Below are 3521 nucleotides of genomic sequence, written 5' to 3' on the forward strand. Positions count from 1 at the left end.
AAAAAGTTCCGAAATTTCGGAACTTTTTTTATTCAACGCCATCCATTAATTTTAAAATTGGTTTAACAAAAAACAATAAAATTAAACTAGCAATAATTGCAATAATCCCAATGATACCAAAATAAGCAATTTCTGTGCCTGGTTGATAAAAACGGGCAATTTGAGAATTGACTGCTTGACCAGCAGCATCAGCTAAAAACCACATTCCTAACATTTGCGAACCAAATGCTTTAGGCGCTAATTTAGTCGTCACTGATAAACCAATTGGTGAAATTAGCATTTCCCCAATTTCAATGATCGCCCAACTACCAACTAACCATAGCGGGTTGATTTTTGCATCGGATCCAAATAGTAACAAAGGAATCACCATAAATAGGAAGGACAGTCCCGCAAAAAAGATTCCCAAAGCAAATTTTCGTGGAGTACTTGGCTGCCGCTTCCCTAATTTTGTCCAAAGCCAAACAAATAGAGGGGTATACAGCATGATAAATAACGGATTTAATGACTGATACCAGCTCGGATCAATGTGTAACCAACCAAGATCATTGTTCGTCTGACTTTGCGCAAAACTTGCCAAGATACTTGATCCAGATTCCTCAATGGCCCAAAAAATCAGCGCTCCAATGAATAAAGGAATGTACGCAAGTACCCGCGAGCGCTCAATCGCTGTGATCTTTTTACTCCGTAACATCATGATAAAGTACCAAACTGGCGTAATCACTGCAATTAAACTCAACAGACTAACAAAACTATCCAAACTCAGAATCCTAAAACCAGCCATTACCAGTAGAATTAGCACAAAGGCGAATAGCCCAGCACACATGCGGAATAAAATTGTTTTTAATTCGCGGGGGCGAATCGGATCAGTGGGATGCAACCCAATTTCACCAAGATGTTTTTTACCGCCAATGTAGTAAAAAATCAATCCAATCAACATTCCGACCGCTGCTAACGAAAAGCCAACGTGATAATTATAATTCGTTGAAGTCCAACCACAAATCAGTGGTGCTATAAAGGCTCCAAAGTTAATTGCAAAAGTAAAAATCGTAAACGCACTTTCACTTCGTTGATCATCAGTACTATATAAATTACCAACCATATTTGAAATATTAGGCTTCAAGAGCCCGGTTCCCGTGGTAATTAACACTATCGACATTAATAACCCCCATAACCCAAAGGGGAGTGATAAGGCAATGTGACCAAACATAATCATGACCCCACCACTAAAAACAGTACGTCGACTACCTAAAATTCGATCACTAATGTACCCACCTGTGATTGTTGCTAAATATACCAAGGCTCCGTAAATCGCCATGATCGATAGGCCAGTAGTTTTGGCTAATCCCAAGCCACCGTTAGCGGCCGTTGCTAACATATAGTACAGTAGAATCGCACGCATTCCGTAATAACTGAATCTTTCCCAAAATTCAGTCCCGGCCAAGTACATTAATCCTTGGGGTTGACCAAAAAATGCATGGTCAGAATCCTTTTTATGTCCCAATTGGAGTTCCTCCTTTAATAAACCATCTTAAGAGCTCTGCTTATTTTTCTATCAATATAAAAAACCTCGAGCTCCTTTAAATTAAACCAGTCTCGAGGTTTTTTTAAGTGCTTTGTTTATGTTGACCATTTTATAATAAGTGGAAATATCGTTCTTGTTCCCATTGAGAAACGTTTTGACTGTAAGATGTCCACTCTAACTTTTTAGCATCTAAAAAGTTCTGATAAATATGCGTTCCAAATGCCTTTTCCATTAGTGGATCTGCTTCATATTCAACCAAGGCATTGTGCAAGGTTGCTGGTAATTTTTCAATATGATCTGATTTGAGTTCCTGACCATCCATGCTATAAATATTGCGGTCAATTGGGTCATCTGGAATAATCTTATTCTTAATTCCATCTAGCCCTGCTTCCAGCATAGCTGCAATCGCTAAATAAGGATTAGCCGAAGGATCAACACTCCGAAGTTCTAAGCGGGTTCCCTTACCGCGTGCAATTGGTACTCGGATCATTGGTGAACGGTTGGCGCCAGACCAAGCAATATAAACTGGAGCTTCAAAACCAGGTACTAATCGTTTGTATGAGTTAACCGTTGGATTGCAGACAGCCGTGAGTGCTTTAGCATGTTTTAACAAACCACCTAAGAAATAGTAAGCCGTTTGTGATAATTGATCCTTACCATCCTCGGCAAAAAATGCATTTTTGCCATCTTTATCAAAGAGCGACATATTCATGTGCATTCCTGATCCGTTCACACCGTTCAGTGGTTTTGGCATAAACGTTGCGTAAAGACCATATCGACGAGCAACTGTTTTCACAACCATTTTAAAAGTTTGAATGTGGTCAGCCGATGAGATGGCATTATCATATTCAAAATCAATTTCATGTTGACCCGGAGCAACTTCGTGATGAGATGCTTCCACGTTAAAGCCCATTCGACCTAATTCTAGAACCATGTCCCGACGGATATTAGCTGCTAAGTCCATTGGAGCTAAATCAAAATAGCTTCCATGGTCATTAAGCTTTTTAATCGGATTACCCTTTTCATCCATTTCAAACAAGAAGAACTCCGGCTCTGGTCCAATATTAAAATCACTAAAGCCCATCGCTCGCATTTCTTTTAAAACTCGCATTAAATTATTCCGCGGGTCTCCCAAAAATTCTTCGCCAGCAGCGGTATAAACACTACACGTTAACCGAGCTACTTTTCCATGCTCGTCTCCCCAAGGGAACACCATCCAGGTAGACAAGTCTGGCTGTAAATACATGTCGCTTTCTTCAATCCGCACAAATCCATCAATTGAGGAGCCATCAAACATCAATTTACCAGCTAACAGCTGATCTAATTGACTAATGGGGACTTCCACATTTTTAACCGTTCCCAATAAATCAGTGAACATCAAACGAAGGAACCGCACGTCCTCGTCTTTAATCATTTGTTTAATCTTTTCAGGTGTATACGCTTCTGTTTGTGTCATTTCCACTCTCCTTTGAGATCAGTTCTATTAAAATTGTGAATTGCTGTTGGGATATAAGCCACCTGCACGTAAAATATCATCTCGCAAGTACTCACGAACTCGATTATCACTAACTTGTCCCGCTTTTCGTTTTTGCTGCTGATTTTTTCGTTCGCTCTGCTTGGTATAAACCCGCTTAATTTGGTCAATGTTCATACCTTCTGCCAGATAATCTTTGATCTCTAAAATTCGATCAATGTCATTAAGCGAATACAGCCGACGATTAGTAGACGTTCGTTGTGATTGAACCAAACCATGATCATCATAGTAACGAATTTGACGTGCCGTCAATGAAGTTAATTTCATCACGGTTCCCATCGGTAAAACTGCTAATGATCGTCTGATTACTTTCTCACTCATCTGCCAACAGCTCCTCATTGGTTTTATTTTAACGACCCGAGCAGATTTCGTCAATGACATGTGTTACAAAACGTTACATATGCCGTAGATGCTTTAACCATGCCATTGTTTTAAAAAAAGACCAGTTCATTTGAACTGGTCTTT

General features: G+C 39.6%; 3 protein-coding genes. All 3 read right to left on the reverse strand.

Annotated features, from left to right (window positions below; genetic code table 11):
* Positions 1-28 precede the first annotated feature (28 nt).
* Entirely contained in the window at positions 29-1501 is a 1473-nt protein-coding gene (locus tag B808_RS02595; RefSeq protein WP_009166381.1) for a peptide MFS transporter, read from the reverse strand.
* Between the two features lie 130 nt (positions 1502-1631).
* A complete protein-coding gene (gene glnA / locus B808_RS02600) occupies positions 1632-2978 on the reverse strand; it encodes a type I glutamate--ammonia ligase (protein WP_009166382.1) in 1347 nt (448 codons plus the stop codon).
* A 27-nt stretch (positions 2979-3005) separates the two neighbouring features.
* Positions 3006-3377 (reverse strand): MerR family transcriptional regulator, encoded by a 372-nt coding sequence (locus B808_RS02605; RefSeq protein WP_009166383.1) that lies wholly within the window; start codon positions 3375-3377, stop codon positions 3006-3008.
* Positions 3378-3521 lie beyond the last annotated feature (144 nt).

The sequence above is a fragment of the Fructilactobacillus florum 8D genome (genome assembly GCF_000512295.1).
Lineage (GTDB): Bacteria > Bacillota > Bacilli > Lactobacillales > Lactobacillaceae > Fructilactobacillus > Fructilactobacillus florum.

Excerpts from the sequence above, each read along its gene's own strand:
- glnA (WP_009166382.1), bottom strand. The coding sequence starts at position 2,978 with ATGACACAAACAGAAGCGTATACACCTGAAAAGATTAAACAAATGATT.
- B808_RS02605 (WP_009166383.1), bottom strand. The coding sequence starts at position 3,377 with ATGAGTGAGAAAGTAATCAGACGATCATTAGCAGTTTTACCGATGGGA.